Genomic DNA, 6,633 nt, shown 5'->3' on the forward strand with positions numbered 1-6,633 from the left:
ATCTAGTTGAACCATAATATGAACGGGCAGGATAGTTAAAGAGCTGTCGAGAATATTGTAATTAGAAATTGTTCAATAATTGTATAGAAAGAAGACAGTGATAAGCGTTACTCTCCAAAAAAAAGAGGTGGAAACATGGCAATCCAGGATTCCGTTGAAAGTTATATTGAAATAAAAACACAAGAAGAGATGGATTGTTTTTTTGATTCTGTCAATGGATTTCATGATGGTTTAATTAAGGAATTCCACTTAATAAATGACGCATACATTGATAAACATTTATCAATGGTTTGCGGCTTTAAGTACAATATGAGAATCCTTATTCAACGTCAATGGGAAAAACCATCCGCTGTCGAACTCCTTCTAGGTGATGTTGTCGAAATGAACTTACCTAAATTGAATTACGAAATATATAATTCTTTTGGTACAATTCATATTTCTAAAGCCAATGAAACTCCTGAAATAACGATAAATCTCGATGGCAATGTATTTGTCTGTCGTAAAATGTTATATCGCGAAGTCTCCGAATGGATGGGAAGAGAAAGTCGATTTGGTGATGAAATTATAGTGAACAATTCTTTCCCAGTAGAGAAATTAGAGGATGGTTGGGTACTATGTTCAAACTGTTTTGAAGCGTGGCAACCGATTAATAGGAAAGTGTTAAAATGTCCGAAGTGTTTTTTTTGATGCAGAATTACAAACAACAGGCAGTCGGCGTTCGGCGGCTTGTTGAGCTAACAGGCAGTTTAACGCAGCATGCGACTTCAGAGTTATACTTATTATCGAGCATTAATAAATGTTCTAGGACGATGAGGGTGTGAAAAATGACTAGTAAAATTGTAGTTTGTAATGACATTGGTCCTTATTTAGAAGCATTGACTCGTGGTAATGAATATGAAGTGATAGCTGAGGATGAAGAAAAAGAACAGTTTAAAATAAAAGGTGACAACAACCGATCCAGGTGGTTTAAGAAGTATTATTTCGTAAGTTCTGGAATTAGTGTACCCGTTATAGTTAGTTGGAAATTTGACGATTCAGTTGAGGATTCAAGTGCGAATTCATTAGAACACATCGAGATCTCTATTTTATTTAATGATGGTCAGACGAGATGGTGTTCAATCTGTACGAAATCGGGGCTAATGGATTATTTAGAGCGAAATATGGATGGTAATGTATATTTAATTGAGAATCAAATAATTGTGAGGAGTTTTTCATATGAATCAGTCAATGATGCATTAAACGACTTAGACCAGCATAATCAATTGATAATTTCGACCAAATCATTGAACTAACGGTGAACGATAGTTGAACAATCAAGGAGCAGTTTGCTGCAGCTGCTGCTCCATTAGTTTAATTACTTACAGGTAAAATGAGGGTTGGGTTCAAAATGAAAGGATRAACAAWATGAAAGTTTGGAGATTACTTTATAGTTCAAATGCCACAATATTAATGGTTAAAAATGATCAACTGCGAATTATTAATTTTGAAGGGAAAATAGATGATTTTAYTCCTATTGAAATGAAWGTGGTRAAGAAAGGTAAAWACAATGATTTTTATGGTTTTTTGCCTGAGATACCTATTATTTCTTTGGAAACAAAGGAGTTTCTTTCTCCATTCATTMAAAARAGTGTGCAATTTCTTGATTTCAAATTGAAACAAGACATATGTGGTTTAAACGTGACTAATGTGATCGATTGTATCRATTATGATAAKTCTATAATTGAAGATGGTTCAATTATAAAAATTGAATTCGATAAAAGTAAGTTGGAGGKTCAATATATTTTTAAAATCCCTCAACATAAAATGATAGCTGTATATGTCACTGACGCTTTAAAAGATATTATTGAAAAATCACCTTTTAAGGGCTACGAATTCGTTGAAGTATGGGATTCAATGAACACGGGTGATGAAGAGAGAGTAAGAAAATTGAGATATGAGCAGGAAATTCAGAGAATAGAAAACATCGTAGGAAAGACTTATACTTGGTCGGAAGCCTATGAATTGGTTGAACAAGGTAAATCAGTTATTAGTAGCAAGTGGAAAATACAGAAAAATAAAAACGGTGTTATTGTTCTAGGAGATTTAATAGATACTCATAAATATCAGTGGATGCAACCGATGTTCTGGCCTCCAATTCTCTTTGACGTAACCTGGTATGAAACGGAAAAATCAGATATATAATCGGAGCTTATAGTGACGAGGCTGTCGTCTTAGAGCGGCGACCTCGTTAAGCTATCGGGAAACGATAGTTCAATACTGACAGGGCTGCCGCTGCCGTATGGCAGTCTTTTGTTCAACTATTCTAGCTAATAGCTTGTCAATATTTAAAACTTAATGGATAAAGCCTATGATGTTATACTGAAAAAAGAGCATGCCAAATAACCATCCATAGGTGGATGGAGAAGCTTTCCTAAGCAGGATAGTGTTTCCTGATTAGGTCAGACGAAATGCTTCTTTATGGGTAAGAATCGCGAAAATCCAGTGAATGAGCTTATTTACACAGGCAATAACAGCCACTTTAAACGGCTTGCCCTCGGCACGCTTTTTATCGTAAAAGGCTCGGAGTTTTTGGTTGCGTGAGCTGCGCAGGCCGCATCGTACGGCTAGATATAAGGTTATTCGAAGTCTTCTGGAACCGCGTTTGGTAATCCTATTTCGGGTTGCTGTAAACTTGCCGGAAGAGAAGACGCTAGGGTCGACACCGGCAAATGCAACGAGCTTCTTTGCATGATCAAATCGATCGATCTCTCCGACTTCTGCCAGTATTGTTGCAGCAATTCTGGTGCCAATGCCGGGTATCGATTGGATCAACTCATACTCATGTAATTCTGCAGCCAGAGCATCTATGGACTGGTCGAGGTTTACTAGGTGCTCTTGGTACTGTAGAAGCAGATTAATGAGCAGTTCCAGCGAGATGAGATGGCTTGAAAAAGCAGTTTCCTTGAAAGGGTTTCGCTCCGCGGCAGCTGTTAGTTTCAGCGCGCGATCAAGCGCCCATGCGGAATTCGACCGTCCAGTAAGAGACTGAATCGTCGCTGTTATGTCATTCAGAGACTTAGTCAGCACCGCGGAAGAGGTAGGGTGAAGAGCCAGAAAACGAAGGGATACCTTCGAGTACAGGTCACCAAACACGCCACGGTATTCCGGAAAGACTTGATCAAGGACAGCCTGAAACTGCAGCTTCGCTTGCACATACATATCGGTTAGAGAATCATGCTGCCTTGTCAGATAGCGTAGATTCATCATAAATTGACCTCGTTTTTTGTACGGTTCTAATTCTTCCTTGTAGAACAATTCCCCTAGTTGATAGGCGTCCGCAATATCCGTTTTCACTTTGCGTAAGCTGGTTTTTTTGGCCTGGTGTGAAATTAACGGATTAATGACAATATACAAGTATTGATGTTCATCTAGAAACTGAATGACGGAGCTTTGGTAGTGTCCAGTTGCTTCTAACACTACTGCTGGACGCAGTCCAGTAATGCATTCGAGGTCCTGCAAAAAATTCAAGAAAGACGCCAGTCCCTCAAGATTATGCTCAAACTGAAAGATCTTTCCGTGCGGTATTCCTCGGTCAGTGAATGCTTGTGCATGACTTTCTCCTTTGGAAACATCCAGTCCGATGACAGGATTCATGTAACCACTCCTTGTTATATATTCGCCGGAAGCCCCTAACCTTCTTGTCGTCCACATTATCGCATGTGATTCGGGGTCATGCCCCAACTAGCCTAATCATGGTTTAACAAGTAGGGGGGATGAACGGAATAGCTCTCGAGATCCAAGTCTAACGGGCAGAAACGTTCGATCCCCGGCTACCGCTATCTTACGACCACACAAAAATGAGGTCGACCAGTAATTTCTGGTGACCTCATAATACGAACGGGCAGGATAGCGTAGCTTAATACAAAAAAGATTTCCCTCTGTTTCAACTGGTGTTCCACTGTGAAAATCGATCTTCGCCTGCTTACTTAAGTGCATGGCGATTTTTTTATTATTTTGGCATTGCTTTGACTATCATTCACATCCGCAACTGGGTAGCTCAGCAACCTTTTACGGTGAATGACGTCTAACAATATATGGATTTTATGGGAGGTTGAACAGATTGGTTAAGAAATGGATGCTTATTTCTTGTTTGTTGATTATAATACTTCCCCTCTTGACCACCGCTCCCAATGTGCATGCCGCACGAAAATTGTACGATGGCACTAGCGGTTCTGAGCAGCAGAAAGCTCTGGCTTACGTCAACAAGCTCCGATTGAAAATGGGATTGTCCGAGGTTAAGCTTGATCCTGCTCTCGTTAAAGCTGCTGTTAATCATGCCCGTTATGCAAATGCTCATTATACGTTAAAGTCTCAGGGTGATCTCTCCGCCGAAGAAAAAGGCTTTGAGTTTTATACTCAGCCTACGTCCGAGAAGCGGGCGACTGCGGCTGGGTACAAAGGGACAAATCAGGAAATTCTAGAGACGGTATATATGAAGGAAAGGGCTTACGATGAATTCGATATGGCATCAGAAATTCACGAGTTGTCCTTAGTTCATAACCGCAGGGAAGTATTACTGACTCCAGGGGTGTCCGCGCTTGGCATAGCGAGAGTAGGAAGGGCCACCGTAATTGTGGGAGTATTAAAAGCAGAAAACGATATAACGACTCCGGCAGTCGCAAGCGTGTATCCATATGACGGAATGAGTGAGGGATTTGCTGGTTACATTGAATCAGAAGATGTAGAAAAGCTTATCCAGGGAGAAGGAATGACCATTACGGTCTTCAGCAATAAGCGGGATGTATCCGGTATAAAGGCGTCGCTAAGCACCCAAACTGGCAGCCGACACATCAGCATTCCGCTTAGCATAAAGAAACTTGACTCGGGCTACGGCTATGTGCTGACGGCGCAGCGACAGCTGAGGGGCGATCGGACGTACACGGCCGAGATTTCTTTTGATAGTGGTGGTGTATCACTGACCAAGCAGTGGACATTCCGGACTTGGCGATTCATCTACCAGCTGAACATTGACGATATGCCCCTTAAGTTAGCACCACCACTGAACATTGTGAATGGCAGATCAGAAGTGCCGATGCGCTACCTGTTCGAGCTTTTTGGAGCCAGAGTTGAATGGAACAATGCTGATCGGACCATAACCGCCATAAAAAACGGATTAACCATTAAAATGACAATTGACAACTACACTGCCTATATCAACGGCAAGGCAGTCCAGCTGGAGAGTCCACCGCATATAATTAATGTCACCTATGTACCACTCCGCTTTATCTCTGAAGCATTCGGTTATGAGGTGGAATATAATCCCAAAGAGCGTTCGGTGGACATTTGGACAGGGCTTCTGAACAATCCGCAGACCGTTTCTGAATAAGCAAGAGGACTAAGAAGGCGACATTTGGTACACGGAAACAGTTTTTATAGACTGCCTTTTACCTGGAGTGCTTCAGCAACATTTAGTAATGCATGATTAACTTCAGCAAAGTATGTAGACGTGTCATACTCTTTGGAGAATAATAGCTTCCAGCGCAAAAGAGGCATAAGACAGCGACATAGGATGTGGTTTTAATATGAATAAAACAATGTTAATTGTTTCAGATGTACTTGGCATTAAGCTAACGGGAAGGATAGTTTAAACATTTCGCGATACTCCAAGGATGGAATTATTTACGAAGTTCGCAAATTTATCGTTAGGTGAAATACCTGAAGGAGAGAGATATGAAGAGAAAAACTATTTATATTACTTTATCCGTATTATTGTTCTTGGTCTTATATATATGGTGTTACATTTGGATGCTAGTAAGTGTGAAAGATACTCTTAGAACAATATATTTGCATCCTGAACAAGATTCTCAAATCGAGGGTAAATACGTTAAACCAGAGATCATGAAAAAGTTTTTTAGACAAGAAATGTATCCTTCAAGTTCTAATGATAAAATCAAATTTTCATTAAGTACGGGGAAAGTACTTCACTTCTTTATTATTGGTAAGGTATGGATTACATATAGGTATGAAGGAATTGACAGTGAATCAAACAAATCGTTATATGGATCACATGCCCCAATGACTTTAAAGGTTAAGTACTCAAAAGGAATATGGAAGATAATTGATAAATATGAAAGACCATAATGAATCTTGTGAGCTTAACAAGGAGTCAGGTACTTCACCTAACATCATATTCACGCTTCGGGCATACGACCCTCGGTCCGCCCTCGGAATTTCAAGGATCAGATTTGACCATTCATTAAGCTAACGGGCAGATTAGCCTAACAATATATGAAACCTAGATGGAAATTTATAGAAATTACCTATAAATAGATAGTTTATAGATATTTAATTTATATAAAGCATGCATGATATGCTTCCATTAAATGGTTAGGAGGGGTACATGTGAGAATTACTTGTTCTGCAGGAGGGTTAATTGTTAAGAACAACAAAGTGTTACTAGTAAAAATTACTTATGGAGTAAATAAGGATCATTGGATGTTACCGGGCGGATTTGTCGAAGAAGGGGAAACATTCGAAGAAGCAGCAATAAGAGAAGTAAAAGAAGAAACTGGGATTAATGCAAGACCTAAAAGGCTTATTGGAGTTAGGACCGGAATTAAACAGCTACACAACGAAATAGAGCATGGAATATAT

At 39.8% G+C, this 6,633-nt stretch carries 7 protein-coding genes; 6 read left to right on the top strand and 1 reads right to left on the bottom strand.

Annotated elements, in window-relative coordinates:
• Positions 1-135: 135 nt before the first annotated feature.
• The 3 genes from AC1DSE_RS27540 to AC1DSE_RS27550 all read left to right on the top strand — a co-directional run bounded on the left by AC1DSE_RS27540 (position 136) and on the right by AC1DSE_RS27550 (position 2,181).
• Positions 136-687: a hypothetical protein gene (locus AC1DSE_RS27540; RefSeq protein ID WP_477513003.1), complete on the top strand. Its 552-nt coding sequence runs from the start codon at positions 136-138 to the stop codon at positions 685-687.
• A gap of 137 nt (positions 688-824) precedes the next feature.
• Positions 825-1,292, top strand: a complete 468-nt coding sequence (locus tag AC1DSE_RS27545) for a hypothetical protein (RefSeq protein ID WP_339203223.1) — start codon at positions 825-827, stop codon at positions 1,290-1,292.
• Between the two features lie 112 nt (positions 1,293-1,404).
• Entirely contained in the window at positions 1,405-2,181 is a 777-nt protein-coding gene (locus AC1DSE_RS27550; RefSeq protein WP_477528518.1) for a hypothetical protein, read from the top strand.
• 252 nt (positions 2,182-2,433) lie between these two features.
• On the opposite strand, the gene AC1DSE_RS27555 is transcribed toward AC1DSE_RS27550, so the two are convergent.
• On the bottom strand, positions 2,434-3,633 hold the full coding sequence (locus AC1DSE_RS27555) for an IS110 family RNA-guided transposase (protein WP_477513004.1): 1,200 nt from the start codon (positions 3,631-3,633) through the stop codon (positions 2,434-2,436).
• A gap of 466 nt (positions 3,634-4,099) precedes the next feature.
• Between AC1DSE_RS27555 and AC1DSE_RS27560 the strand changes: the two genes are divergently transcribed.
• From AC1DSE_RS27560 to AC1DSE_RS27570, 3 genes are all read left to right on the top strand, one after another.
• Positions 4,100-5,365, top strand: a complete 1,266-nt coding sequence (locus AC1DSE_RS27560; RefSeq protein ID WP_477513002.1) for a stalk domain-containing protein — start codon at positions 4,100-4,102, stop codon at positions 5,363-5,365.
• 431 nt (positions 5,366-5,796) lie between these two features.
• The gene (locus tag AC1DSE_RS27565) at positions 5,797-6,120 is read left to right on the top strand and encodes a hypothetical protein (RefSeq protein ID WP_477513001.1); all 324 of its coding nucleotides are present in this window, start codon (positions 5,797-5,799) and stop codon (positions 6,118-6,120) included.
• Between the two features lie 261 nt (positions 6,121-6,381).
• Positions 6,382-6,633: NUDIX domain-containing protein (locus tag AC1DSE_RS27570; RefSeq protein ID WP_477528519.1), on the top strand; the 252-nt coding region annotated here is incomplete at its 3' end.

It is taken from the genome of Paenibacillus sp. 01L418, from assembly GCF_056400045.1.